Raw genomic sequence first — 23953 nt, 5'->3', positions numbered from 1 at the left:
GAAAGCGAAGGCGCCGGCAAAGGCCGGCGCACATCGACATTTTCACCCACTTGCGGTTGGCCGCTGAATTTCGCCCTGAAACAGGGCGAACACCGGGTTGTGGGCGTGGAGGTTAACGGACTACATATATAGCGAGCTCGGGAAAAAACCAAGTCCCTTCCCGGCACTGCGCTTCACTTCATTGTCAGGCTGAGTTCTGCGCCCGGCTTCCAGTCGCTGCCGCTGGCCGTGGTGCGCACGGCGCCCAGGAACAGCCGCTCGCTCGGCACCTTCTTCGCGAGCAGGTAGTCGCGCACGGCCGCGCCACGCTCGACCGCCAGCTGGCGCATCGACTCCTCGTCGACCGGCACGCTGGCGAACAGCAGGTTTTCCATGTCCTTCAGGGGCAGGTCTTTCGCCAGCCCGACAAGGTTACGTGGCTTGGTGATGTCGGCGCGCTTGTAGACGGCCGTCAGCAGGGCGGGGTACTCGGCGTCGGTGACCGGCTGTATGTCGGTGCCCGTCTGGCCGCCGCGCACCGCCACCCGGCGCTTCTCGGCATAGGTCAGCTGGCGCACGCGCTGGCGCTGGTAGGCGTCGCGCTCCTTGTCGAGGCTGGAGGTACCGACCACCGTCATCTGCAGCGTGGGCCGGTCGGTCAGCGCCTTGGCGACCTTGTCCAGGCCTTCCTTCGCGGCGGGGCTGAGGTCGGAAGCGCCGGCCTCGAAGGTGATGGCGCTCGATTCGCCGCTGCCACCGCCCAGGCCACCCGTGAGCAGGCTGAACGGCGCCGTCACGGCCTTGACGATCAGGTTGACCACGGCCTTCCAGATCAGCGGCCCGATGCTGAACTGCGGGTCGTTGAGCGAACCGCTGAGCGGCAGGTCGACGTCGATCACGCCGTTTCGGTCGGCCAGCAGGGCCACGGCCAGGCGCACCGGCAGGCTGGCGGGCGCGCCAGCAACCTCGTCGCCGAACTGCAGCTGGTTGAGCACCAGCTTGTTGGTGGCCGTGAGCTGACCGTCGGGCGCCACCTTGTAGGTGACGTCCATGCTCATCTTGCCGCGCTCGATGCCGTGGCCGGCGTAGCGCACCGAATACGGCGAGAGGGGCGCCAGATCGAGATCGCGCATCTTGGCGGTGATGTCGAGCTCGATTGGCTTGACCAGCGGGTTCAGCTTGCCGGTGATCTCCAGCGCCGCGGTCTGCTGTGCCTTGCCGCGCAGTTCGAGGTCGGCCAGCGCGGGCCGGCCGCCCTCGCCCTTCGGCGGGCTCGACGAGAAGGAGCTGAGCTTGCCGGTCAGTTCGCTCAGGTCGGCCGAGTAGTTGGGCTTGACGAACAGGTCGGTGAAGTCGATCTTGCCGTTGACCAGGCTCATCGGGCCGAAGTTGATGACCGGGGCGAGCTTGCCGTCGGCGGCAGGCACGGCCGGCGCGGCTTGCGCCGTGGTGGTGGCCACCGGCCTGGCCGGCTCGGGCGCGCCGCCGACCATGGCCTCGGCCGACACCGGGGCGCCGCCCGAAGGCCGGGCCGGTGCCGCACGGGTCGTGGTGTTCGTGCCGCCCGGGCCCTTGCGTGTGCTGGCGTCGCCGGTGGCGGCCACGGCTGCGGCGTCGGCTTCGGCCTCGCCCTTCTTGGTGAGGTTCAGCAGGTTGAGCCGGCCGGTGGGATCGACGATCACGCGAGCGAAGAAGTCGGTGAGCGTGGTCTCGCGCACATCGACGCTCGGCGCCGCGTTCGGCGCCATGCTGACCTGCAGGCCGCGCAGGCTCAGCGTCTTCCAGCTCAGCAACTGGTTGGTGTTGCGGTCGAAGCCGGGCGACTGGGTGAGCGACACGCTGTTGGCGCGGAAGTCGTCCAGCGCGGTGTCGCCGGCCAGCTTGATGCTCATGCCCGCCGGCAGGGTCGCATAGCGCACGGTGCCGCGGTAGCTCGCGAAGGCACGGCGGATGTCGACATTGAGCGCGTCCGCGTAGTAGGCCTTGAAGGCATGCGCGGGGAACGACGCCACCTCGAGCCGGCCTTCGGCCGCGAGCGGCTTGAGCACGATGTTGCCCTTGTAGTCGAAGCGGCCCGGATCGGCCGAGCGGCCGGCGGAACCGATGCGCCCCGACACCTGCAGCGGCGAAACGACGTCGGTGTTCGGCGAAATTTTCTGGGCGTTGAGCTTGAACGCCGTGACTTCGACGGCCACCGGCGTGGCGCTCGCCTTGTCCGAGTACGACAGGCTGCCGTTGTCGACCGCCAGCGTGCCGATGGTCAGCGCCCATGGCCTGGTGTTGGCGCCGGGCTGCGGCGTTTCGGCCGCGGCAGGCTTGGGCGCGGCGACCTTGGCGTCGGCTTGCTTCGCGCCGTCAGCGCCGGCGGGCGCCTTCAGCCAGCGCTCGAACATCCAGTGCTTCTCGTTGTCGCGCTCGATGCGCACCTTGGGGTTGGTGGCGGTGAACGAGGCCACGTTCAAGGTGTGCTTCGTCATGTCGGCCTCGGCATCGACCAGCTCGAAGCGCCCGACGCTGGCGAGCGCCGTCTTGGCCTGCGTCAGCGCCAGGCCGTCGGCGGACAGGCGGCGCGCCTTGAACTTGAGGTCGGGCTGGGCCCAGGCAATGTCGATCTGCCCGCTGAGCTTGCCGTCCAGCGTGGGCTCCAGGCTCTGCGCCAGGTAGGGTGCAGCCAGCGACAGCGGCAGCGCGTCGACTTCGGTCTGCACGTCGGCCACCTTGTCGGTGGCGCGGCCCTTGAACTTGAGCGAGGCGCCGGCAATGGCGGTGCTGCCGCTGAACTCGGCCGGTTTTTCCATCGGCCAGGTGACGCCGGTGACGTCGAAGCCGAGCGCGGTCACGTCGATGGCCGCGGCCGGCTTGACGGTTTCGTCGCGCCAGCCGATGCGCCCGCCGCTCAGGGCCAGCTTGTCGACCTGCACCTTCAGCACCGGCTTTTCAGCCGGTTTGCCCGCCGGGGCGCTGGCCGCGGCCGCAGGCAGGGGCGCGACTTTCTCGGTCGCACCCGTCGCGGGGTCGGTCGCGAGCAGGTTGAGTTGGCCCGCCAAATCGCGCGCCACCGCCAGCTGCGGATTCACCAGGGCGATCTCGCTCAGATGGAACACCGATTCGAGCGGACGCACATCGGCCAGCGCCAGCTTGAGCGACTCGAAGCCCAGCAGGTCGCGCCCGCGCGCATCGGCCACCTTGGTGGTGTGCGCCTCGACCGTGCCGGTGATCTTCAGGCCGTTGGTGGCGCCGTGCTCGAAGGCGATCTTCAGGTCGGCGTCCAGGCTGCCCGCCTGCAGGCGCACCGGCAGGCCGCCCGGCATGTAGCCCAGGTACGGCACGAGGTCGAGGCCCTTGAACTGCACCTGCGCATCGGTCTTGCGGCTGTCGGAGAAAGGCGCGGTGAAGGCGGCCGAGTCGAACTTGCTGCCGTTGAGCACGAAGGCCAGCTTGGGTTCGGTGTTGATGTCGCGCTTGGAGTCGAGGTTGCTGAGGAACGGCACCTTGAGCACGAAGTCGCGCAACTCGTGCTTGCGCTTGACGGTCTGGTCGTCGAAGTCGACCGAGCCGCCGTTGATCGCGATGTTGTAGATGGCGAAGCGCGCGGGCTTGGCATTCGGGTCGGACGGCGGGCCGGCCGAGAGCTTGGCCAGGATGTCGTCGATGTCGTACTTGCCGTCGGCCAGGTGCGTGAGCAGGATGGCCGGCGCGTCGACGGTGACCGTGTCGATCACCGGAGCGAAACGGAAGATGGACTGCAGTTCGGCGTCGGCGTAGATGCGGGCGACGGCCACCTGCGGCTTGCTGCCGTCTGCGGTCGCGATGCGCAGGTCGTTCAGCGTGAGCTCGAGCGTCCAGGGCTTGAAATCGATCTTGCCGACGGTGACCTGCCGGCCGAGTTTCTCGCTCGCGATCTTCTGGATCTGGCTCTTGGCGATGGGGGGCACGGCCAGCCAGGCAACGACCCAGAACGCCAGCAGAACCAGCAAAGCGACGATCCCACGCCGCACCCATTTGTTTTGTTTGATCGAAGCTGCATCCATCGCGGGAGTGTGCCGCAAAGAGGTGCACCCAGAAACAAGAAAGCCCGGCGACTCGACTTGCTGTCTTGTCGTCGGGCTTGATGGCGGGCACAAGACCCATGCCATCGATTCGCGCGACAGGAAGTCGATGGTTCCCACCGTGCTGGCAGCAAGAGATTGCCACCGTGGTTCCTCGGACGCTGAGCCTTCGACTTGCACCTCGGGCTGCGGGACCTCGGAAAAACGCCTGAAACCTCAGGCCCGTTCAGATTAGGCGGCGCTCCCTTGGATTGCAAACGCGTTTTACAAAGGGATTTCCCCTAAGCAGAAACGCTCCGAAACCGTCACTTTTTTAAGCACTCATTAGCATAAAAATTCAATTCCTTATGCTTGACCGGGTATTTAGCCACGCTAGAATCCGCCCTGCTCTGACCGCCCGATGCGGCAGAGCCCCCTGAATCCGCTGCCGAATCCCAACCGGCTTGATCAGGCCACCGCGCTCCCAACCCCCTTCACTCCATGCGCGGAGCCTGATTCGTACCAATCCAAGCGCCGCTGCCTTCATCCCTCGCCTTCACCGGCGTTGCGTTTCGGGTGCCGCACAGAAAGGAAGAGCGATGAACAAGGCGTTTGATGCCACAGCCCGCGGGCTAAGGACCTTCGTGTCCGATGTGGCAGACGGCTTTTTTGAGATCACCCACAACGGGTTTGCACTGGTCGGTCTGGCCATCGTGTTCGCGGCCCTCGCCCTCGTGGCGCGGCCCGACCTGCGCAAGACCGGCGAGGAGCAACTGATGGGCTGGCTGCAATCGCGCAAGCCGGCACCGGAAGCCACCGACCTGGAGCCGACCGCCATCGAGCGGACCACGGCCGCGAGCCCCAGCGACCTGCCCAAGCAGCAGGCCGCCGTGGCTTACTGGCTGAGCAAGAAGTACCGCGTGGCCGCCGAGCCGCTGAGCGTGCTGGTGGCCGAGGCCTACGGCATCGGCAAGCGCACGAAGATCGACCCGACGCTGATCCTCGCGATCATGGCCGTCGAGTCCAGCTTCAACCCGTTCGCCCAGAGCCAGGTCGGCGCACAGGGCCTGATGCAGGTCATGACCCGCGTGCACGGCGACAAGTACGAAAGCGCGGGCGGCACGCTCACCGCCTTCGACCCCGTGACCAACATGCGCGTGGGCGTCAAGGTGCTGCAGGAATGCATCGCCCGCGCCGGTTCGCTCGAAGGCGGCCTGCGCTACTACGTGGGCGCGGCCAACCTGGAGGACGACGGCGGCTACGCCGGCAAGGTCATGGCCGAGCACGAGCGCCTGCTGCAGGTGGCCAACGGTCGCGCGCCGTCGACCACGGTCACGCCGCCGGGCGTGCGTGCCCAGCCGCTTCCGGTGGTGGCACCGGCCAAGCCTGAAGAAGCCGAGCCGGCCAAGGTGGCCCTGCTGTCTTCCGTCTCCTGACATTCATCTTGCCGGGTGTGGTGCGCTACACTCGGCGGGTACGCGACTGGCGATAGGCGCAGCACCCGCCAAGGTGCCCCGCGCTGACGTGGAATACCACTGGGAAGCGTGCCGCCTGACCACATCGGGCGTTCAGCCGTTCGCCTGGGCAGCCCTTGTTTGGTTGAAGAACAAGGACCTCGTCTTCAAAGGACTGCCATGTACCAACGCAATATCCTGGTCGAACAGACCGATCCCGAAATCTGGGCCGCAATTCAAGCCGAAAACGCGCGCCAGGAACATCACATCGAGCTGATCGCCAGCGAGAACTACGCCTCGCCGGCCGTCATGGCCGCCCAGGGCTCGCAGCTCACCAACAAGTACGCCGAAGGCTACCCGGGCAAGCGCTACTACGGCGGTTGCGAGCACGTCGACGTGGCGGAGCAGCTGGCCATCGACCGCGTCAAGCAGCTCTTCGGCGCCGACGCCGCCAACGTGCAGCCGCATTGCGGCGCCTCGGCTAACGAAGCCGTGATGCTCGCCTTCCTGAAGCCTGGCGACACCATCATGGGCATGAGCCTGGCCGAAGGCGGCCATCTGACCCACGGCATGCCGCTGAACATGAGCGGCAAGTGGTTCAACGTCGTGAGCTATGGCCTGGACGCCAACGAAGCCATCGACTACGACGCGATGGAACGCAAGGCGCATGAACACATGCCCAAGCTGATCATCGCGGGTGCTTCGGCCTACTCGCTGCGCATCGATTTCGAACGCTTCGCCAAGGTGGCCAAGGATGTGGGCGCGATCTTCATGGTCGACATCGCCCATTACGCCGGCCTCGTGGCCGCGGGCGTGTACCCCAACCCGGTGCCGCACGCCGACATCGTCACCTCCACCACCCACAAGAGCCTGCGCGGCCCGCGCGGCGGCATCATCTTGATGAAGTCGCAGCACGAGAAGGCCATCAACAGTGCCATCTTCCCGGGCCTGCAAGGCGGCCCGCTGATGCACGTGATCGCCGCCAAGGCCGTCGCGTTCAAAGAGGCGATGGCGCCCGAGTTCAAGGCCTACCAGCAACAGGTGGTCAAGAACGCGCAGATCGTGGCCGACACCCTCACCCAGCGCGGCCTGCGCATCGTGAGCGGACGCACCGAAAGCCACGTGATGCTGGTCGACCTTCGCGCCAAGGGCATCACCGGCAAGGAAGCCGAAGCAGTGCTGGGCAGCGCCCACATGACGATCAACAAGAACGCGATCCCCAACGACCCCGAAAAGCCGATGGTCACCAGCGGCGTGCGCATCGGCACCCCCGCCATGACCACGCGCGGCTTCAAGGACGAAGAGACCCGCGCCACCGCCAACCTGATCGCCGACGTGCTCGAGAACCCGCGCGATGCGGCGAACATCGACGCAGTGCGCGCCAAGGTGCACGCGCTGACGAGCCGCTTCCCTGTCTACCGCTGATCGACCCGAAGACCTGACCGCATGAAATGCCCTTTTTGCGGTCATCTTGAGACGCAGGTTGTCGAAACCCGCGTTTCGGAAGATGCCGACTTCGTTCGCAGGCGCCGCCAGTGCGGCGCCTGCGACAAGCGCTTCACCACCTACGAGCGGCCCGACGTCAATTTCCCCGTGGTCGTGAAGAAGGACGGCAGCCGTGCCGATTTCGACTCGGCCAAGGTGCGCGCCTCGATGATGCTGGCGCTGCGCAAGCGGCCGGTGAGCATCGAGCAGATCGACAACGCCCTGCTGCGCATCGAGCAGAAGCTGCTGGCCAGCGGCCTGCGCGAAATCGAGTCGACGAAGGTCGGCGAACTCGTGATGCGCGAGCTCAAGAAGCTCGACAAGGTCGCCTATGTGCGCTTTGCCTCGGTGTACCGCAGCTTCGAGGACGTGGACGAATTCAGGCAATTGCTGCGCGACATCTGACGCTCACTCAGCCGCGCTCCTCTTTTTTGGCGGCCTTGCCGCAGACCCCGGTGCCGCAGTCTCCCTGCTGGTCCGGATTGCAGACCCGGGCCCGCCCCGATGCCGACACCACGATTGACGCCCTGCGGCCCGTGTCGGCCTTCAGCGTGAGACATCCCGCACCGAAGCCCGCACGGTTGGCCTGGCGCGAGAATCCGTTGCTGTCGTAGCGCACGCCCTGCGCAAATCCGTCGCCGAGCGATGCATCCACGCTGACACCGTCCGGTAACCCGTCGAAGCGGCGCAGCGTCGTGGGTGAATCGGGGCCGGTGGCCCCGCGCGCACCCGTTGTCACGACCCAGCCCCCGGACCAGTCACTGCCCGCGAGCGCGGTCACCCGCACACTGCGGGAACGCTGGATGGCTTCCATGCGCGCAAGGCTCAAGGCGGCATTGAAAGCCTGCGCCGCTCCGGCCAGGCGCTGGTTGAGCAGCAGTTGGCGAAAGCTCGGCATGCCGATGCCGGCGAGCACCGCCACGATGGCCACGACCACCATCAGTTCCAGCAGCGCGAATCCGCCCGCGGGCCCCGCCCTGCATGCCCCGGCGTTCACTGCCAGCACCTCGTGCGCTGCGTGCCGTTGCAGCCCTTGGCGCCCGTGCTGTCGATCCAGAGTGCGCCAACCTGCGGATCGGCATACGCGGGCTTCAGGCTCGCAGTCAGCCGGATGCAACTGTCGATGCTGCCGAGTCCCTCGCAGTTGCCGCTCTCGATGATGTACTTGCCCGCCGCACCGCCGCCGCTCGAATCGCCCGAATCCCCCGTGTAGTGCCGATAGCGGCCGGCCTGCGTGTAGTGGCGCTCCTGGTGCTGCATCTGCTGCATCAGGGCGGCGCGTGCCTCGCTGCGCCACCCTTGGCGCACGACGTCCATGTACGAAGGGTACGAAATGGCCGCCAAGATGACGGTGATCGCAACGACCATCATCACTTCGATCAACGTGAATCCACGCGCGCGATGCGCAGCCGCGTTCATCGCCTCGCCTCCCGGGCATCGACAACCTGGCGCCAGTTCAGGCGCCCTGCCACCTGCGAGACCGTGCCGCCCGCTACGGGCTGAGCCGTCGAGAAACCGCTCTTGCCGCCACGCCCGCCCGCCTGGATGACGGCCAGGCGGCGGGTGTGCGTACGGCGCCCGAACACGTCGGCGGCGCTGTAGACGCTCTCCCCCAACTGCACCACCTGCGGTGTGCCGGGAATGCCGGCGTCCGAGGGCACGCAGGTGCCGCCCTTGGACAGGCCGGTCAGGGCATTCACCGCGCAGCTGCGTCCGCCGCCACCGCCGCATGCCGTGGCGGGGGGAATGAGCGTGTTGAAGAACAGCAGGCCGTCGCTCAAGACGGGCTCGGCGACCACGCGCTCGCCCTTGTCTCGGGACTCGGGCAGGTCGAGATACCAGCCGCGCCGGGCAGAAGTCTTGCTGTCGAAGGCGCCGTATGCGAACGCGTCGCCGACGATGGAGAAGGGAGCCGATCCGCCGGCCGCCATCGCGCGCCGCGGCTGAAGCTGCGTGCGCGCGGCGCGCAGCCCGATGGCCTCGCCGTTGTCGTACACGCCATAGACCGTCTGCACGCCACGGCTCGAGCGGCCCAGGTCTTCCGGACTCACGAACTTGCCGGTGCCGAACAGCACGATCGCTCCACCGGACGGCCCGATGCCGACCTTCGGCGCCACGGTGATCGGCTGGCGCCTGGCGCCCTCGCCCCACGCGACCATCAGCGGCTGCTCCTTGAACGGCAACGCATTGCCCGCGCGCCACGGCGCATTGGCGGTGAAGGCGAACTTCCACAGATTGCCCTGCGTGTCGCCCGCGTACAGGAAACGCGTGACACCGTCGGCGCCCGCGTAGTCGCCCGGTGCGCCCAGGGCATTCACCACGGTGGCGTCCGTAGGCGCCGGCAACACGATCTTGTGGTAGTTCACGTCCAGCACCCACGGCGCGTTCGCGGGCTTGTCGAGCGACAACAGGAACAGGGCGGCGCGTTTTTCCGGGTTGGCGTTGTTGAAGCCGGACGGCACCACGGCAAACCATCGGTGCCTGGCCGGCTCGGTGCGCGTCGCCGCGGTGGTGCGGAACTTCAGGATGCGTGGCGCCTGTGTCTGGTGCCCCATGTCGGCGTCGTCCGCGGCGCCGAACTCCCACATCACATGGCTCGAGGAAAAATGGGCCGGGTTGCTCACGTCGAGCGCAAGCACACCGGTGGCACCGCCGCCCATGCCCGAGACCAGCACGCTTCGCCAGGCGCCGTCGGCCTGCTGCACATCGGCCACCGTCGCAGAGCCGTCGACGAGGCTCCGAGGCACATGGTCCGGCGAGGTGTAGGCCGCCAACCGGGGCAAGAGCGCGCGCGGCGCATAGGCGAAAAGCTCCTCGCCGGTGCGGGCCGAGAACGCATGGAGCATGCCGTCGCTGGCGCCGACGTACACCGCCGGAACACGGCCACCACGGCCTTCCGCGAAGAAAGGAACCGAGTGAGCCACGCGCCCCATGACGGAATCGCGCACGCGAAAGACGCCGCCGGCAACAGACGCCTCACGGCGCCGGTCGCCTCGCAGATAGGCCAGCCGATCGGGGCCCAAGTCATCAGATGCAGCCGGATCGGCATGGGACGTTGCGCTCAGGTGGCCCCTCGACACCCCGTCGAGCGCGCGCCATTCGAACGGCATGCCTGCGCCGGCCGCAGACAAGGTGAAGATCCGCCGGCTCGCCGGATCGCGCGCCGGCACGGCCGGTCTGGCCGCCGGGCTGCCGCTCAGCAAGGCGCCGGCGTCCCAATCGGGAAGATCGCGACGGCGCACGGCACCTGTGACGGCGTCGTAAGTCAATGGAAACGACAGCAGGGTGCCCGCCCCGCGCTGTCCCGCGGACTGGGACACAAAGAGACTGGAGCCCTCCTTCGAAAGGCCTGACGACGAGATCGCGCCGGCGCCCATGCCGTCCGCGTCAGGCTGCGCGGCCCGTGCCAAGGCCCGTCGCATCGCCGTCGCCATCTGCAAAGGCTCACCGGCAAGAAAGTACGTCCTGGGTTGTGGCTGGCCGTCTCCACCCAGGCCTTCCGACCACTCGGCATTGCTTTTCACATCCGGGCGGCCCAGCCCGTCGGAGGTCCGCAAAGGGTTGCCATCGCCGTTGGTGTCGACGAAGCCGCCGTACTTTGCTGCCAGCGAGAGCCCGCTGACGCGCTGCCCCGTGTCGATGACGAAGGTGCGTGCGCGCACGTCCGGGTGGTCGTCACGAATCGTCTGGGTGTTGGCCCGGTAGGCGAGCCCCACGATGCCGGACGGACGCGCCGAGGACAGCGCCTCGTCCTCCGCGAATGCGCCCACCAGGCGTTTCCAGCCACCGTCGTCGGGCCGGTCGTCGTGCTGTGGCGCATGCCCGATGACGACCACGTGGTTCTTCTGGCAACCGACCGCCACCGGGTCCGCCACGCCACGGCCAAGACCGATGCCCTGCAGGTAGCGCAGTGACTCGTCGAACAGCGTGCGAACGGCGTCGGGCTGGCCGTAGACACCGCCGCGGCCGACGCGATGGATCGCATCGACGACGCCTTTCGCCGGGCCCGGTCCCGTCTTGAAGACACCGGTGACGGCATCCCACTCCGCCTGCGTGTTGGCCACCTTGTCGAAGGCCGCATCGACCTTCAGCGGACCGGTGTGCTTCATCGGCGCGAGCAACGCACCGCCCGCCAGAGCGCCGAAGACCGAGAAGCGCATGTGTTCCGAATGGGTCTGGACGACGCCGACCGGCTTGTGATGGCCGCTCGGATAACGCAGGCACAGCGCGCCGCGTGTGGCCGCTTCGTCCGGGGTGCACACCGCCACGCGCGCCAGGTACGCGCCGTGACGCCGGTCGCTTCCGGGCTCGGCGCATGAACCCGTGGCGGAAGGCCCGACGAAGACCTGATCGCCGCAATTGTTGAAATGGAGGGCGTCGCCCGTGGTCAACGGCGTGAACAGTTCCGCGCGCGCCTTCAAGACCTTGTCGGGAAAGTGCACGCTGCGATAGAAGCTGGCTGGCAGTTCAGCCCGCCGCAAGACCGTTCGATCGACCTCGTCCACCGCGCGGTCGCCCCCGGTCAGCGCCAGCCGCACACCGTCGATGCTGGATGTCGCGGCCCAGTTCAACAGGTTGCCGCTCCATTGGCGGTTGCAGACGATTTCGCCGCCGGCGCCTTGGCCTGCCGTGGCCTCGCGCTTGAAGTAGCCGTCGGTGCTCGCGTAGCTGTAGCAGCCCATGGGGTCCCACAAGCCGGAGTGGCGCACCGTTGCGTCGAACTCGCCGCGGTAGGCTGCGCCGGCATTCGAGGCATCGAGCGCGATGTCGAGCACGACATTGGGATCGACGCGCGACGCCAACGAAGCCAGCGGCTCGCTCGGCAGTACCGCGTCGGGCGGCGTGGCGGCATGGGCGTGGGGGGCCGCGCAGATGGCGCAGATGGCGCAAATAGCGCAGAGTGCGCAGAAGGCCCGCACAGCCAAGCACGGAGTTCGAAGGCAACGCATCGATTCGCTTCTCACGAAGGGCAGCCGGAGCTGGCCGCCGGTTTGAACAAGGTGGTCTGCAAAACCACCTGCGTTTCTTCGCGCACGCCGTAGCCGATGGCCGTCACGCGAAAAAGGTAGCGGGCACCATCGGCGCTCGCGCTCCGGAGCTGGTCGGCCTGCCAGCCGCCATGGCTGCGCACGGCCTCGACGATGTAGCGCGGCGGCCGGGCCGACACCGCGCCGGCGCTCGGTCCCGTGGCTGTGCCGCCGATGAGATAGGTCTGGCCGGTGAAGGCCCCGTAGGCCACCGACGTGCCGGCATCGGCCGAGAAATCCGCGCCCATCCACGCGGGTTCGGTGCCCGGTGCGACCGGCGCGCACAGCCCCTGGCGATCGCCGCCGGCACCGCACCCCGCCGCGAAGGCCGCGATGTCCCTGCTGTTGAAAACACACAGGCGCTGGCGGCTGTCGTCGTTGGGGCCAAGCACATCGGCTTCGGCGTCGAGCAGTGCGGCCTCGGCGGCCTGGAACGCCACCTCGGTGTCGCGGTCGTTGCGGGCGCCGCGCTCACTCACGAGCGAGGTCTGTGCCGCCCCGAGCCCGAGCACCGTGACCACCAGCAGCATCAGCAGCACGACGATCAGCGAGAACCCGCGCGCCGGGCCCCCAGCGGCGCGGCTCATGGCGCGGCTCATGGCGCGGTTCATGGCGTGGCGTCTTTCAGCGGGTTGCGCAGCATCACGGTGAACGTGGCCACGCGACGCAGCCGCCCGTCGGCCGCGGGCCTGAAGTTCACGCCGGGAAACTCGCGGCCCAGCGGATACAGCACCTCGTCCGCCCCACGCGGCCAGCCGTTGGCGCGCGCGCTGCGCGCCACCAGGCCGAAACGCAGTCCCACCACCTTTCGCCATTCGGCAGCCGCCTTCGCGGCAGACGGCGCGCGGGCCTCCAGCTGCGCCGCGTCGAGCCAGCGCTCAGGCACGCCGTCGCCGTCGCTGTCGTGGCCATAGACGACGTTGAACACCTCGACGCCCCGCGCCAGCGGCTCCGCGCGGAAGCTCCCGTTCTCGTCGCTGCGGTACTTACAGTAGAGCTCTGGCTCGCCGTCGGTGGCATTGGCGACGTAGAAGAAGCTCCATGCGCGGTCCGCGGACGTCTGCTGGCCCGGCATGGGACCCGGCTGGGGGAAGCCCATGCAGTCGACCATAGTGCCGTCGGGCTCGGTGGCATCGCCGTCCGCGCGGCTGCGGCCGAAGAAGCGCACGAGCAGGGAATCGCTGCCATTGACGCCCCGGCTGTTGTGGGTGCCGTAGCTTTCGTCCTTGCCCCCCACGCGGGCGTTGCGCGCCCCCACGATGTGCAGCTCCCAGAGGTCATCCGACTCCATGACCTTACTCATGATCGGCAAGGGGATTGCGCCATCGGCGTCCACGCGGTCCGGCGCATAGTCGGCGTAGCCCGCCTGCCGAACGATGCCCTTGACGACGAAGCCGGCGAACCGGAGGGTGTCTTCCACCGCCTGCGCCTCGGCATCCGCGGTGAACAGCTGCTTGCTGCCGACGAATGCGGCCGTGGCGCAGAGCACCACGAACAGCGCAAGGCCCATCGCGACCAGCAGTTCGACGAGCGCCACGCCGCAGTGGCGCGCGCGCCGTGCGGACTCAGGAACCGACCTGGCCGTCATCGGACGCACCTGGCACCAGTTGCATCACCAGCCGGGGCGCGGGCGTCGTCTGCCCGGTCACCGCCGTGCCGCGCGGCGTCCAGCCAAGCTTGACGACCACGCTGCGGCCGGTATGACTGCAGGGCCACACATAGGCACCCGCCGCTTCGCTCCACGGCGCCTCGTCGAAGCACACGCTGACGCGCGCATCGGGCAGCCCGGCGGCGACGCGCTGCTTCCATTCGCGCAGGTCCCAGGCGGCAAGCTGCGCGGCCTTGCAAGGCGCACCCACCGTGGCGCACGACGGCCCCGCGGCTGCTGGCGCCGTGGCTTCGGTCCAGTGCGCCAGCAGATAGGCGTTCGCGGCGTCGTTTCTCGCCGCCACGCCCTTGTTCATGCGCGCCTTCTCCGACAGGTCGCGCACGAGGTTGACGGCCGCCGTGAACGTTGCCGCCTCGTTGCTGGTGCGGGCGGCCGCCATCAGCATGCCCATGGCGCCGAGCAATCCCATGCTCAACACCACGATGGAAACGAGTACCTCCACGAGCGAAAAGCCCGCGCTGAAATGCTTTCTTGAAGCCATAGGCCGATGTCCTCCCTGCGCGTGTGCAACTTGGGTCGCCTCTGTTTCGCGCCATCGAAAACCGAGCCTAAGCGGGCACCGGCATCGCGGCGCGTACCGTTCGTCCGCGTTCGAATGCCGCTCGTATGATCCAGCCACACCGCTGCCAACTTCTTCCGCTCGAGCCCTCATGCCCTCTCACGAACAAGACGCCCTGCACATCGCGACCGCGCTGCGCCTGGCCACGTCGGCACTGCTGCTGACCGATCCGAACCCGCGCGTGGGCTGCGTGCTGTGCGACGCTGAAGGCCGCGTGCTGGGCCAGGGCCACACGCAAAAGGCCGGCGGCCCGCATGCCGAGGTGATGGCGCTGCGCGACGCCGCGGCGCAAGGCCGCTCGGTCGAAGGCGCGACGGCGTACGTCACGCTCGAGCCCTGCTCGCACCACGGCCGCACCGGCCCGTGCTGCGACGCGTTGATCGCGGCCGGCGTTCGCCGGGTGGTCGCCTCGCTGGCAGACCCGAACCCGCTGGTCGCGGGCCAGGGCTTCGAGCGACTGCGCGCGGCGGGCGTCGAGGTCGAGGTCGGTCCGGGTGCGGCCGAATCGCGCGAGCTCAACATCGGCTTCTTCAGCCGCATGGTCCGCAAGCAGCCCTGGGTGCGCATGAAGGTCGCTGCCTCGCTCGACGGCAAGACCGGCCTGGACAACGGCGTGAGCCAGTGGATCACCGCCGAGGCCGCCCGCACCGACGGCCACGCCTGGCGCGCCCGCGCCAGCGCGGTGCTGACCGGTGTCGGCACGGTGCTGGAAGACAACCCGCGGCTGGACGTTCGCCTGGTCGACACCCCGCGCCAGCCGCATCTGGTCGTGGTGGACAGCCGGCTCCAGACACCGCCCGATGCTCACATATTCATAGCTGGCCGCCCGGTCTGGATCTACGCGGCCAGCCGCAACGAAGAAAAGGCGGCGGCGCTCGAAGCCCGCGGCGCCACCGTCACCTGCCTGCCCAACGCCGATGGCAAGGTCGACCTGCCGGCCCTGCTGGCAGACCTGGCGGCGCGCGGCGTGAACGAACTGCACGTCGAATCGGGCCACAAGCTCAATGGCTCGATGCTGCGCGAAGGCTGCGTCGACGAGCTGCTGGTGTACCTGGCGCCCAAGCTGATCGGCAGCGGCATGGACATCGCGAGCCACATCCATGCGGGCGGCCCGCTCACCTCGCTGGCAGGCGTTGTGCCCCTGGAATTCAAGTCGGTGGACCTGCTCGGACCCGACCTGCGCGTGGTGGCGCGGGTAGCCGGAAAGGACGCGTTCTAGCGTTTACCCCGAACAGGCCTCGTTCTCTGCGAAAATGCGGGGATATGTTCACCGGAATCATCACCGGCGTGGGGCGCATCGCCGCCATTCACGACCTCGGCACCTCCTCCTCCTACGGCAAAAGACTCAGCATTGCGGTGCCTGACGGCTACCTCGATGACGTCGGGCTCGGCGACAGCATCGCGCTCAACGGCGCCTGCATGACCGTCACCACGCTCGTCCCCGAGCGACAGCAGTTCACCATCGACATTTCGGCCGAGTCCCTCGACAAGACCGCCGGCCTGACCGACGAAGGCGGCCGCGTCAACCTCGAGAAGGCCCTGCGCGCGAGCGACCGCCTGGGCGGGCACATCGTGTCCGGCCACGTGGACGGCATCGGCAGCGTGAGCTTCTTCGAGCCGGTCGGCGAAAGCTGGCAATTGCGCGTGGTCGCGCCTCCCGCGCTGGCCCGCTTCCTGGCCTACAAGGGCTCGATCACCATCAACGGCGTGAGCCTCACCGTCAACAGCGTGAGCGACATCGCCGACGGCGCCGAGGTCAGCATCAACCTGATCCCGCACACCGTCGAGAACACCTCCCTCGGCGGCCTGAAGGCCGGCTCGAAGGTCAACCTCGAAATCGATACCGTGGCGCGCTACGTGGAGCGCATGCTCCAGGCGGGCGTGCTGGTGCCCCCTGCTTCCACGTATTCCAAGGACACAGCCGAATGAACGCCTCCGTCACGCCGATCGGCGCTCCCCGCGCCGCGCGCGCCCCCGCCCCGATCTCGCCGGTCGAGGAAATCGTGGCCGAGCTCGCCGCCGGCCGCATGGTGATCCTGGTGGACGAGGAAGACCGCGAGAACGAAGGCGACATCGTCGTCGCGGCCGACCACATCACGGCCGAATCCATCAACTTCATGGCACGCCATGCCCGCGGCCTGATCTGCCTGACGTTGTCGCGCGAGATGTGCGAGCGGTTGCAGCTGCCGCCGATGGTGCAACGCAACGGCGCCAAGCATTCGACCGCCTTCACGGTGTCCATCGAGGCCGCCGAAGGCGTGACCACCGGCATTTCGGCCGCCGACCGCGCGCGCACCGTGCAGGCCGCCGTGGCGCCCAACGCCGTGGCCGCCGACCTGGTGCAGCCCGGCCACATCTTCCCGTTGCAGGCGGTGGACGGCGGCGTGCTGATGCGCGCCGGCCATACCGAAGCTGGCTGCGATCTGGCCGCCATGGCCGGCTGCTCGCCCGCCTCCGTGATCTGCGAGGTGATGAACGAAGACGGCACCATGGCCCGCCTGCCCGACCTGCAGACCTTCGCGGCCGAGCACAGCCTGAAGATCGGCACCATCGCCGCGCTCATCGAGCACAGGAGCCGCGTCGAATCGCTGGTCGAGAAGGTCGGCTGCCGTGAAATTCAGACCGCCTGGGGCGCCTTCACGGCCCACGCCTTCATCGACAAGCCCAGCCGCGGCGTGCACCTGGCGCTGGTGCGCGGCACCTGGGCACCCGAAGACACGGTGTCGGTGCGCGTGCACGAACCGCTGTCGGTGCTCGATGCGCTCGAAATCAATCGCTCGCTGCACTCGTGGAGCCTGGACGCCAGCCTTTCGCACATCGCGACCGAGGGCAAGGGCGTGGCCGTGCTGCTGAACTGCGGCGAAACCGGCAGCGAGCTGCTCGCGCAGTTCGACGGCACCGCGCGCCCCGCGCAAGCCCCCGAGCGTGGCCGCATGGACCTGCGCAGCTACGGCATCGGCGCGCAGATCCTGCGCGAATGCGGCGTGCACAAGATGAACCTGCTGGGCACGCCGCGTCGCATGCCGAGCATGGCCGCGGGCTACGGCCTCGAAATTGCCGGCTATCTCACGAAGGACTGAACAACCATGCAAGGTGCAAACAAGGGCGAGAGCAAGCCGCTCGACGGAAAAGGGCTGCGCATCGGCATCGTGCAGGCGCGCTTCAATGCCGACATCACCGATGCGCTGGCCGCGGCCTGCCTCGCGGAGCTCGAGTCGCTCGGCGTGAGCGCATCCGACATTCACCACCTGCACGTGCCCGGCGCGCTCGAAGTGCCGATCGCCCTGCAGGCGCTGGCCGAGCGCGGCGGCTACCACGCGCTCGTGGCGCTGGGCTGCATCATCCGCGGCGAGACCTACCACTTCGAGCTGGTGGCCAACGAATCGGGTGCGAGCGTGAGCCGCGTCTCGCTCGACTACAAGTTGCCCATCGCCAACGCGATCATCACCACCGAGAACCTAGAGCAAGCCGTTGCCCGCCAGACCGACAAGGGCCGCGACGCGGCCCGCGTGGCGGTCGAAATGGCGCGACTGCTGGCCACCCTTTCATGACCGACGACACCTCCAAGCCCCTCAAGCCCGTCACCGCCGCAGGCGACAAGCCGCGCCAGTCGCGCGTCGGCCTCACCAGCACGGGTGCGCGCAAGGCTTCGGCCAAGTCCAACCGCAGCCGCGCGCGCGAGTTCGCGCTGCAGGCGCTCTACCAGCACCTGGTGGGCCGCAACGACCCGACGGACATCGACCATTTCACGCGCGACCTCGCGGGCTTCCACAAGGCCGACGCCGCGCACTACGACGCGCTGCTGCACGGCTCGATCGAAGGCGCCGAGCAGCTCGACGCGCTGATCCGCCCGCTGCTGGACCGCAAGTTCGAGGAGATCTCGCCCGTGGAGCACGCCGTGATGTGGATCGGCGTGTACGAGTTCCAGAACTGCCTTGACGTGCCCTGGCGCGTGGTGCTCAACGAGTGCATCGAACTCGCCAAGGAATTCGGCGGCACCGACGGCCACAAGTACGTGAACGCCGTGCTCAACGGCCTGGCGCCGCAGCTGCGTCCCCTCGAAGTGGAAACCGACCGCGCGTCGGGCAAGGCACGCCCGTGAGGATCTCGACGCGCGCCCAGCGCATCGAGCCGTTCTACGTGATGGAGGTGGCCAAGGCGGCCGGCGCCCTGGCGCGCGAGGTCGCCCACACCGACCGGCCGATGATCTTCCTGAACATCGGCGAGCCCGACTTCACCGCCCCGCCGCTGGTGCAGGAAGCCGCCCTGCGCGCCGTGCGCGCTGGTGCCACGCAGTACACGCAGGCCACCGGCCTGGACCTCCTGCGCGAACGCATCAGCGGCTGGTATCGCCAGCGCTTCAATGTGGATGTGCCGGCACGGCGCATCGTCGTCACCGCCGGTGCCTCGGCCGCGCTGCAGCTGGCCTGCCTGGCGCTGATCGAATCGGGCGACGAGATCCTCATGCCCGACCCCAGCTATCCGTGCAACCGCCATTTCGTGAGCGCGGCGGACGGCAAGGCGGTGCTGGTGCCGACCACGGCCGAAGAGCGCTTCCAGCTCACCGCCGACAAGGTGAAGGCGGCATGGACCGACAAGACCCGCGGCGTGCTGCTCGCGTCGCCGTCGAACCCGACCGGCACCTCGATCGCGCCCGACGAGCTGCGCCGCATCCACGAGGTGGTGTCGCAGCGCGGAGGCATCACGCTGATCGACGAGATCTACCTCGGCCTGTCGTACGACGACGCCTTCGGGCAGACCGCGCTGGCCATCGACGACAACGTCATCAGCATCAACAGCTTCAGCAAGTACTTCAACATGACCGGCTGGCGCCTGGGCTGGCTGGTGGTGCCCGAGGCGCTGGTGCCGGTGGTCGAGCGCCTGGCGCAGAACCTCTTCATCTGCGCGAGCACGGTGTCGCAGCATGCGGCGCTGGCCTGCTTCGAGGACGCCAGCATTGCCGAGTACGAACGCCGCCGCGCCGAGTTCAAGGCGCGCCGCGACTGGTTCATTCCGCAACTCGACGCACTGGGCCTGAACGTGCCCGTGGTGCCCGACGGCGCCTTCTACGCCTGGGCCGACTGCACGGGCTTCGCTGAAAAGCTGGGCATCTCGGGCAGCTGGGACTTCGCCTTCGAGACCATGAAGCGCGCCCACGTCGCCATCACGCCGGGGCGTGACTTCGGCACGGCCGAAACCGCGAAGTTCGTGCGCTTTTCCACCGCCAGTTCGATGGCGCACCTGCGGGAAGCCATCGAGCGCCTGCGCGCCATGGCCGACCGGGCTGACCACAAGGCGCAATGAGCTACGCGTTCCCGATCCGCGTCTACTGGGAAGACACCGATGCCGGCGGCATCGTGTTCTATGCCAACTACCTGAAGTTCATGGAGCGCGCCCGCACCGAGTGGCTGCGCTCCCTGGGCATCGAGCAGCGCAGGCTGCGCGAGGACACAGGCGGCCAGTTCGTGGTGAGCGAAACGCAGCTCAAGTACCACCGCCCTTCCCGGCTCGACGACGAACTGCTGGTTACAGCCGATCTCCAACAATTGGGCACTGCGTCGTTGATAATCGGTCAGCGCGTGCTATCAAAAACAGAGCAAGAGCGAACACGTGCCGAGGCGCCTGTCTTGCTGTGCGAAGGCACGATCCGCATCGGCTGGGTGGATGCCGCCACGTTGCGTCCAGCGCGCATACCGAAACAAGTCACGGGAACCCTCGAGCGCTACAGCGGCTCCATGACTCAACCTATCAAGCCATGAACCAAGATCTTTCCATCATCAATCTCCTGCTCCACGCGAGCTTCGTGGTGCAGCTGGTCGTGCTGCTGCTGGTGATCGTCTCGATCGCCAGCTGGGCAGCGATCATCCGCAAGTACTTCTCGCTGCGCCGCATGCGCGCACTGAACGACGACTTCGAGCGTGAGTTCTGGTCGGGCACCAGCCTGAACGAACTGTTCGCCTCGGCCGCGCAGAACGCCAAGTTCGCCGGCCCCATGGAGCGCATCTTCGCCTCGGGCATGCGCGAATATCAAAAGCTGCGCGAGCGCCACGTCACCGACGCCCCCACGCTGCTCGACGGCGCCCGCCGCGCCATGCGCGCAAGCTTCCAGCGCGAGCTGGACGCGGCCGAACAGAACCTCTCGTTCCTGGCGACCGTGGGCTCGGTGTCCCCGTATGTCGGGCTGTTCGGCACGGTCTGGGGGATCATGCATGCCTTCACCGGCCTGGCCGCGCTCACGCAGGTGACGCTGGCCACCGTGGCCCCCGGCATCGCCGAGGCGCTGGTGGCCACGGCGATCGGCCTGTTCGCCGCCATTCCGGCGGTGGTCGGCTACAACCGCTTCGCCCGCGAGATCGACAAGATCGCCATCGCCCTGGAGACCTACATCGAGGAGTTCTCCAACATCCTGCAGCGCAACCTGTCGTCCAACCCGGGCGCGGGCGGCGCGTCGTCGGTGGCTCCGGCCAACCGCTGAGCGGAGGCGCAACGCATGCCCGCCGTTTCATCCCGGGGCCGAGGACGCCGCACGATCAACGAGATCAACATGGTCCCGTTCATCGACGTGATGCTGGTGCTGCTGATCATCTTCATGGTCACCGCCCCGCTCATCACGCCGAGCGTGATCAACCTGCCCACGGTCGACCGCGCCAACAAGCAGCCGGACAAGCCCATCGAGATCGTCATCAAGAGCGACGACGAGGTGCAGATCAAGAAAGACCCGTCCACCGGCACCGGCGGCACGTCGATCCCCATGACCCAGATCGGCGCCGTGGCCAAGCAGGCCCAGGGCGGCGACAACGACCGTCCGGTGGTCATCAGCGCCGACAAGTCGGTGAAGTACGAGACCGTGGTCAAGGCCATGAACCAGCTCAAGCGCAGCGGCGTCGAGCGCGTGGGCCTGTCGGTCACGACCACGGGCGGCAAATAAGGCATGTCGCTCGCACTGGATCGCCCCGAGTTCGCGCCGCCGCCGCAGCGCGGCACGCCGCGCGCCATCGTGCTGGCCCTCATTGCGCACGGCCTGCTGATCGCCGCGCTCACCTGGGGCGTGCGCTGGAAAAGCGAGGCCGACGAAGGCGCTGTCGATGCGGAGCTGTGGTCGTCCACGGTGCAGCAGGCCGCGCCTCGCCTGCAGGCACCGCAGGCGCCCGCCCCGGTTCCCACGCCGCCACCGCCCGCACCTGCTCCCACACCGGCGCCAACGCCAGCGCCGCCGCCGCCTCCTCCGCCCCCGGTGGCCAAGGCGCCCGATCCCGCTCCCGCGCCCAAAGCGCCCGACATTGCCCTGGAGCGTGAGAAGAAGCTCAAGGAGCAAAAGGAACTGAAGCAGCGCGAGCTCGAAAAGCAGCAGGAGCAAAAGAAGAAGGAGCTCGAAGCCAGGCAGCGCGCGGAGGACGAGGCCGACAAGAAGCAGGCGCAGTTGAAGGAGCAGCAGCAGAAGAAGCTCGCCGACCAGAAGAAGCAGCAGGAAGCCGAGGCCAAGCAGGCCGAAGCCAAGAAGGCCGAGGCCGCCGCGAAGCAGGCCGCGGCCGACCGTGCCGCCACGCTCAAGCGCATGCAGGGCCTTGCGGGCGCCAGCGGCGCCGACGACGCGAAGGGCACGGCCATGCGCACGTCCGGGCCGTCCAGCGGCTATGCCGGTCGCATCGCCGCCGCCGTGCGGCCGAACATCACATTCCCCGATGCCGATACCGTCAACGGCAATCCGGCCGCGGAGTTCGAGGTGAGCCTGGCGCCCGACGGCACCATCGTCGGCGTGAAGCTGAGCAAGTCGAGCGGCCTGCCGGGCTGGGACGACGCGGCCGAGCGCGGCCTGCGCAAGACCGACAAGCTGCCGCGCGACACCGACGGGCGCATCTTCCCGTCGCTGATCGTGTCGCTGCGCCCCAAGCGCTGATCTCTGCGCGCGTCTGGCTCGCGTCTAACGCGCAGCTAAGAAAACGAGGCCCTTCCGGGTGACTTGCACGTCACCCGGAACTCGATAATCAGGGCTCATGAATCCCAACGGCCGCATCCGCTACGGCAGCAGTCCACTGCTCGCCAGCCCCACTCCCGTGTGGCGCAGCAAGTTCATCGTGGCCAGCATCGCCTTCGGCTTCCTGCTGCTGGCCGGCCGCGCCGCCTATGTCCAGATCTTCAACAACGACTTCTTCCAGCACCAGGGCGAAGTGCGCTACCAGCGCACGCTGGAGCTGCCGGCCAACCGCGGGCGCATCCTGGACCGCAACGGGCTGATCCTGGCCTCCGACATGCCGGCGCCCAGCATCTGGGCCATTCCGGAAGACATCGAGCGCGACGACCCCGCCACGCAGGAAAAGCTCAAGCAGGCCGCCAAGCTGCTCGGCATGCCGCTGAAGGACATCGACAAGAAGCTCGAGGACGAAGACAAGAGCTTCGTCTGGCTCAAGCGCCAGGTCGACGAGCCCATTGCCAAGCAGGTGGCCGCGCTCGGCATCAAGGGCGTCTACCTGCGCCGCGACTACCGGCGCCAGTACCCCGAGGGCGAGGCGGCGGCGCACCTGGCCGGCTTCACCAACGTGGAGGACATCGGCCAGGAGGGCGTGGAGCTCGCGTTCAACAACGAGCTGGCCGGCAAGTCGGGCTCGCGCCATGTGCTGAAGGACCGGCTGGGCCACATCGTGGAGGACACCGAGGACCAGGTGCCGCCCACCGCCGGCCACGACATCCAGCTGAGCATCGACGACCGCGTGCAGTTCGTGGCGTACGAGAAGATCCGCGACGCCGTGGTCGCCAACAAGGCGCGCGCGGGCAGCGTGGTGGTGGTCGACGCCCGCACGGGCGAGCTGCTGGCCATGGCCAACTACCCGAGCTACGACCCCAACGACCGCCACGCCCTCACCGGCGAGCAGCTGCGCAACCGCGCCATGACCGACGTGTTCGAGCCCGGCTCGACCATGAAGCCGATCACCGTCGCCACCGCGCTGCAGCTGGGCCGTGTCACGCCCAACACCATCATCGACACCAACCCGGGGCGCATCACCGTGTCGGGCGCGACCATCCACGACGACGAGAACTTCGGCGTGCTGACGGTGCAGGGCGTGATCCAGAAATCGAGCAACGTCGGCGCCACCAAGATCTCGCAGCGCATGTCGGCGCAGGAGATGTGGAACTCGCTCACCGCCGTGGGCATCGGCCAGAAGCCGCAGACGCCCTTCCCCGGCGCGGTCACGGGGCGGCTGCGGCCGTGGAAGTCGTGGCGGCCCATCGAGCAGGCCACCATGTCGTACGGCTACGGCCTGTCGGCGTCGCTGTTCCAGATCGCGCACGCCTACACCGCCTTCGCGCACGACGGCGAGGTGATTCCGGTGAGCCTCTTGAAGAACACCGGCGAGGAGCCGGTCGGTGTGCAGGTGTTCTCGCCGCTGGTGGCCAGCGAGGTGCGCCAGATGATGCATCTGGCCGCCGCGCCCGGCGGCACCGCGCCGCTCGCGCAGACCCAGGGCTACTCGGTGGGTGGCAAGACCGGCACCGCGCACAAGCAGGTCGGCAAGGGCTATGCGAGCAACAAGTACCGCGCCTGGTACACCGGCATGTCGCCCATCGACAAGCCGCGCATCATCGTCGCGGTGATGATCGACGAGCCCGGCGCGGGCAAGTATTTCGGCGGCCTGGTGGCCGCGCCGGTGTTCAGCCAGGTGGTGCAGCAGACGCTGCGCATCCTGAACGTGGTGCCGGACCTGGCTGTGGCGCCGATGGCGCACTGAGCGCGGCAGCAGGGCGGGCCGATGTGG

21 protein-coding genes and 1 riboswitch are annotated in these 23953 nt (G+C 68.1%); of the genes, 14 read left to right on the top strand and 7 right to left on the bottom strand.

The genetic code is table 11. The features are described 5' to 3' along the window. Positions 1–173: 173 nt before the first annotated feature. A complete protein-coding gene (locus ACSFBM_RS06000; RefSeq protein ID WP_435483551.1) occupies positions 174–4010 on the bottom strand; it encodes a DUF748 domain-containing protein in 3837 nt (1278 codons plus the stop codon). 596 nt (positions 4011–4606) lie between these two features. Between ACSFBM_RS06000 and ACSFBM_RS05995 the strand changes: the two genes are divergently transcribed. The 3 genes from ACSFBM_RS05995 (at position 4607) to nrdR (ending at position 7351) form a co-directional block, all read left to right on the top strand. Continuing rightward, positions 4607–5443, top strand: a complete 837-nt coding sequence (locus ACSFBM_RS05995) for a lytic transglycosylase domain-containing protein (protein WP_435483550.1) — start codon at positions 4607–4609, stop codon at positions 5441–5443. Between the two features lie 32 nt (positions 5444–5475). Beyond that, positions 5476–5600: riboswitch (ZMP/ZTP riboswitch) on the top strand. Positions 5601–5641: 41 nt separating this feature from the next. Next, positions 5642–6886 (top strand): serine hydroxymethyltransferase, encoded by a 1245-nt coding sequence (gene glyA / locus ACSFBM_RS05990; RefSeq protein ID WP_435483549.1) that lies wholly within the window; start codon positions 5642–5644, stop codon positions 6884–6886. A 21-nt stretch (positions 6887–6907) separates the two neighbouring features. Beyond that, the gene (gene nrdR, locus ACSFBM_RS05985) at positions 6908–7351 is read left to right on the top strand and encodes a transcriptional regulator NrdR (protein WP_435435811.1); all 444 of its coding nucleotides are present in this window, start codon (positions 6908–6910) and stop codon (positions 7349–7351) included. Between the two features lie 7 nt (positions 7352–7358). Here the strand turns inward: nrdR and ACSFBM_RS05980 are convergent, their stop codons facing one another. The 6 genes from ACSFBM_RS05980 to pilV all read right to left on the bottom strand — a co-directional run bounded on the left by ACSFBM_RS05980 (position 7359) and on the right by pilV (position 14123). Continuing rightward, positions 7359–7952, bottom strand: coding sequence for a GspH/FimT family pseudopilin (locus ACSFBM_RS05980; RefSeq protein ID WP_435483548.1), 594 nt, complete (start codon positions 7950–7952; stop codon positions 7359–7361). Then, the gene (locus tag ACSFBM_RS05975) at positions 7940–8365 is read right to left on the bottom strand and encodes a type IV pilin protein (protein WP_435483547.1); all 426 of its coding nucleotides are present in this window, start codon (positions 8363–8365) and stop codon (positions 7940–7942) included. The genes ACSFBM_RS05980 and ACSFBM_RS05975 overlap by 13 nt, the downstream gene beginning before the upstream one ends. Further along, positions 8362–11748, bottom strand: a complete 3387-nt coding sequence (locus tag ACSFBM_RS05970) for a pilus assembly protein (RefSeq protein ID WP_435483546.1) — start codon at positions 11746–11748, stop codon at positions 8362–8364. The genes ACSFBM_RS05975 and ACSFBM_RS05970 overlap by 4 nt, the downstream gene beginning before the upstream one ends. 158 nt (positions 11749–11906) lie before the next feature. Beyond that, positions 11907–12584 carry a pilus assembly protein gene (locus ACSFBM_RS05965; protein WP_435483545.1) on the bottom strand — a complete coding sequence of 226 codons (678 nt, stop codon included), beginning with the start codon at positions 12582–12584 and terminating at the stop codon, positions 11907–11909. Next, positions 12581–13561 carry a PilW family protein gene (locus tag ACSFBM_RS05960; protein WP_435483544.1) on the bottom strand — a complete coding sequence of 327 codons (981 nt, stop codon included), beginning with the start codon at positions 13559–13561 and terminating at the stop codon, positions 12581–12583. Before ACSFBM_RS05960 ends, ACSFBM_RS05965 begins: the two co-directional genes overlap by 4 nt. Then, positions 13539–14123, bottom strand: coding sequence for a type IV pilus modification protein PilV (gene pilV / locus ACSFBM_RS05955; protein WP_435483543.1), 585 nt, complete (start codon positions 14121–14123; stop codon positions 13539–13541). The genes ACSFBM_RS05960 and pilV overlap by 23 nt, the downstream gene beginning before the upstream one ends. A 169-nt stretch (positions 14124–14292) precedes the next feature. Between pilV and ribD the strand changes: the two genes are divergently transcribed. The 11 genes from ribD to ACSFBM_RS05900 all read left to right on the top strand — a co-directional run bounded on the left by ribD (position 14293) and on the right by ACSFBM_RS05900 (position 23926). Continuing rightward, positions 14293–15420, top strand: coding sequence for a bifunctional diaminohydroxyphosphoribosylaminopyrimidine deaminase/5-amino-6-(5-phosphoribosylamino)uracil reductase RibD (gene ribD / locus ACSFBM_RS05950; protein WP_435483542.1), 1128 nt, complete (start codon positions 14293–14295; stop codon positions 15418–15420). A 44-nt stretch (positions 15421–15464) separates the two neighbouring features. Continuing rightward, on the top strand, positions 15465–16130 hold the full coding sequence (locus ACSFBM_RS05945) for a riboflavin synthase (protein WP_435483541.1): 666 nt from the start codon (positions 15465–15467) through the stop codon (positions 16128–16130). Beyond that, positions 16127–17281 carry a bifunctional 3,4-dihydroxy-2-butanone-4-phosphate synthase/GTP cyclohydrolase II gene (gene ribBA / locus ACSFBM_RS05940; protein WP_435483540.1) on the top strand — a complete coding sequence of 385 codons (1155 nt, stop codon included), beginning with the start codon at positions 16127–16129 and terminating at the stop codon, positions 17279–17281. Before ACSFBM_RS05945 ends, ribBA begins: the two co-directional genes overlap by 4 nt. 6 nt (positions 17282–17287) lie before the next feature. Continuing rightward, positions 17288–17752 (top strand): 6,7-dimethyl-8-ribityllumazine synthase, encoded by a 465-nt coding sequence (gene ribH / locus ACSFBM_RS05935; protein WP_435483539.1) that lies wholly within the window; start codon positions 17288–17290, stop codon positions 17750–17752. Continuing rightward, positions 17749–18303 (top strand): transcription antitermination factor NusB, encoded by a 555-nt coding sequence (nusB, locus tag ACSFBM_RS05930; RefSeq protein WP_435435800.1) that lies wholly within the window; start codon positions 17749–17751, stop codon positions 18301–18303. The genes ribH and nusB overlap by 4 nt, the downstream gene beginning before the upstream one ends. Then, entirely contained in the window at positions 18300–19505 is a 1206-nt protein-coding gene (locus tag ACSFBM_RS05925; protein ID WP_435483538.1) for a pyridoxal phosphate-dependent aminotransferase, read from the top strand. The genes nusB and ACSFBM_RS05925 overlap by 4 nt, the downstream gene beginning before the upstream one ends. Continuing rightward, positions 19502–19960: a tol-pal system-associated acyl-CoA thioesterase gene (ybgC, locus tag ACSFBM_RS05920; RefSeq protein ID WP_435483537.1), complete on the top strand. Its 459-nt coding sequence runs from the start codon at positions 19502–19504 to the stop codon at positions 19958–19960. Before ACSFBM_RS05925 ends, ybgC begins: the two co-directional genes overlap by 4 nt. After that, positions 19957–20676 (top strand): protein TolQ, encoded by a 720-nt coding sequence (gene tolQ, locus ACSFBM_RS05915; protein WP_435435797.1) that lies wholly within the window; start codon positions 19957–19959, stop codon positions 20674–20676. Before ybgC ends, tolQ begins: the two co-directional genes overlap by 4 nt. Before the next feature lie 15 nt (positions 20677–20691). Continuing rightward, entirely contained in the window at positions 20692–21129 is a 438-nt protein-coding gene (locus ACSFBM_RS05910; protein WP_435483536.1) for a biopolymer transporter ExbD, read from the top strand. Positions 21130–21132: 3 nt separating this feature from the next. Next, complete coding sequence (tolA, locus tag ACSFBM_RS05905; RefSeq protein WP_435483535.1) at positions 21133–22098, top strand: cell envelope integrity protein TolA; 966 nt, start codon at positions 21133–21135, stop codon at positions 22096–22098. Positions 22099–22195: 97 nt separating this feature from the next. Then, on the top strand, positions 22196–23926 hold the full coding sequence (locus ACSFBM_RS05900) for a peptidoglycan D,D-transpeptidase FtsI family protein (protein ID WP_435483534.1): 1731 nt from the start codon (positions 22196–22198) through the stop codon (positions 23924–23926). Positions 23927–23953: the final 27 nt, after the last annotated feature.

This window comes from Variovorax pasteuri, from assembly GCF_051216435.1.
In the GTDB taxonomy this organism is placed as follows: Bacteria; Pseudomonadota; Gammaproteobacteria; order Burkholderiales; family Burkholderiaceae_C; genus Variovorax.
The sequence above is the reverse complement of the archived record's forward strand: the minus strand, read 5'-3'. Positions and strand labels throughout refer to the sequence as shown.

What these genes read in the sequence shown, in the direction of transcription:
- ACSFBM_RS05900 (WP_435483534.1), top strand. Translation starts at nt 22,196, where the DNA reads ATGAATCCCAACGGCCGCATCCGCTACGGCAGCAGTCCACTGCTCGCC.
- ACSFBM_RS05910 (WP_435483536.1), top strand. Translation starts at nt 20,692, where the DNA reads ATGCCCGCCGTTTCATCCCGGGGCCGAGGACGCCGCACGATCAACGAG.
- ACSFBM_RS05960 (WP_435483544.1), bottom strand. Translation starts at nt 13,561, where the DNA reads ATGACGGCCAGGTCGGTTCCTGAGTCCGCACGGCGCGCGCGCCACTGC.
- ribD (WP_435483542.1), top strand. Translation starts at nt 14,293, where the DNA reads ATGCCCTCTCACGAACAAGACGCCCTGCACATCGCGACCGCGCTGCGC.
- pilV (WP_435483543.1), bottom strand. Translation starts at nt 14,123, where the DNA reads ATGGCTTCAAGAAAGCATTTCAGCGCGGGCTTTTCGCTCGTGGAGGTA.
- ybgC (WP_435483537.1), top strand. Translation starts at nt 19,502, where the DNA reads ATGAGCTACGCGTTCCCGATCCGCGTCTACTGGGAAGACACCGATGCC.
- nusB (WP_435435800.1), top strand. Translation starts at nt 17,749, where the DNA reads ATGACCGACGACACCTCCAAGCCCCTCAAGCCCGTCACCGCCGCAGGC.
- ACSFBM_RS06000 (WP_435483551.1), bottom strand. Translation starts at nt 4,010, where the DNA reads ATGGATGCAGCTTCGATCAAACAAAACAAATGGGTGCGGCGTGGGATC.
- ribBA (WP_435483540.1), top strand. Translation starts at nt 16,127, where the DNA reads ATGAACGCCTCCGTCACGCCGATCGGCGCTCCCCGCGCCGCGCGCGCC.
- nrdR (WP_435435811.1), top strand. Translation starts at nt 6,908, where the DNA reads ATGAAATGCCCTTTTTGCGGTCATCTTGAGACGCAGGTTGTCGAAACC.
- ACSFBM_RS05995 (WP_435483550.1), top strand. Translation starts at nt 4,607, where the DNA reads ATGAACAAGGCGTTTGATGCCACAGCCCGCGGGCTAAGGACCTTCGTG.
- glyA (WP_435483549.1), top strand. Translation starts at nt 5,642, where the DNA reads ATGTACCAACGCAATATCCTGGTCGAACAGACCGATCCCGAAATCTGG.
- tolQ (WP_435435797.1), top strand. Translation starts at nt 19,957, where the DNA reads ATGAACCAAGATCTTTCCATCATCAATCTCCTGCTCCACGCGAGCTTC.
- tolA (WP_435483535.1), top strand. Translation starts at nt 21,133, where the DNA reads ATGTCGCTCGCACTGGATCGCCCCGAGTTCGCGCCGCCGCCGCAGCGC.
- ACSFBM_RS05965 (WP_435483545.1), bottom strand. Translation starts at nt 12,584, where the DNA reads ATGAACCGCGCCATGAGCCGCGCCATGAGCCGCGCCGCTGGGGGCCCG.
- ribH (WP_435483539.1), top strand. Translation starts at nt 17,288, where the DNA reads ATGCAAGGTGCAAACAAGGGCGAGAGCAAGCCGCTCGACGGAAAAGGG.
- ACSFBM_RS05945 (WP_435483541.1), top strand. Translation starts at nt 15,465, where the DNA reads ATGTTCACCGGAATCATCACCGGCGTGGGGCGCATCGCCGCCATTCAC.
- ACSFBM_RS05975 (WP_435483547.1), bottom strand. Translation starts at nt 8,365, where the DNA reads ATGAACGCGGCTGCGCATCGCGCGCGTGGATTCACGTTGATCGAAGTG.